The 1086-nt window shown below is 53.0% G+C and carries 1 rRNA gene; it reads right to left on the bottom strand.

The window, feature by feature from the left end:
* Window positions 1–1086, bottom strand: a 23S ribosomal RNA gene (locus K5I40_RS23735); the annotation flags it as partial.

Raw genomic sequence — 1086 nt, forward strand, 5'->3', positions numbered from 1 at the left:
ATGTCCGACCAGGATTAGCTAACCTTCGTGCTCCTCCGTTACTCTTTAGGAGGAGACCGCCCCAGTCAAACTACCCACCAGACACTGTCCGCAACCCGGGTAACGGGTCCACGTTAGAACACCAGCCATTAAAGGGTGGTATTTCAAGGATGGCTCCACGCAGACTGGCGTCCACGCTTCAAAGCCTCCCACCTATCCTACACATCAAGGACCAGTGTTCAGTGTCAAGCTATAGTAAAGGTTCACGGGGTCTTTCCGTCTTGCCGCGGGTACACTGCATCTTCACAGCGATTTCAATTTCACTGAGTCTCGGGTGGAGACAGCCTGGCCATCATTACGCCATTCGTGCAGGTCGGAACTTACCCGACAAGGAATTTCGCTACCTTAGGACCGTTATAGTTACGGCCGCCGTTTACCGGGGCTTCGATCAAGAGCTTCTCCTTACGGATAACCCCATCAATTAACCTTCCGGCACCGGGCAGGCGTCACACCGTATACGTCCACTTTCGTGTTTGCACAGTGCTGTGTTTTTAATAAACAGTTGCAGCCAGCTGGTATCTTCGACTGATTTCAGCTCCACCCGCAGGGGCTTCACCTACATATCAGCGTGCCTTCTCCCGAAGTTACGGCACCATTTTGCCTAGTTCCTTCACCCGAGTTCTCTCAAGCGCCTTGGTATTCTCTACCTGACCACCTGTGTCGGTTTGGGGTACGATTTGATGTTACCTGATGCTTAGAGGCTTTTCCTGGAAGCAGGGCATTTGTTGCTTCAGCACCGTAGTGCCTCGTCATCACACCTCAGCGTTAAAAAGGTACCGGATTTACCTGGAACCTCCGCCTACATGCTTAAACCGGGACAACCGTCGCCCGGCCAACATAGCCTTCTCCGTCCCCCCTTCGCAGTAACACCGAGTACAGGAATATTAACCTGTTTCCCATCGACTACGCCTTTCGGCCTCGCCTTAGGGGTCGACTCACCCTGCCCCGATTAACGTTGGACAGGAACCCTTGGTCTTCCGGCGAGCGGGCTTTTCACCCGCTTTATCGTTACTTATGTCAGCATTCGCACTTCTGATACCTCCAGCA

Origin of the sequence: Leclercia sp. LTM14 (assembly GCF_023736175.1) — a bacterium.
GTDB classification, from domain to species: domain Bacteria; phylum Pseudomonadota; class Gammaproteobacteria; order Enterobacterales; family Enterobacteriaceae; genus Enterobacter; species Enterobacter barmai.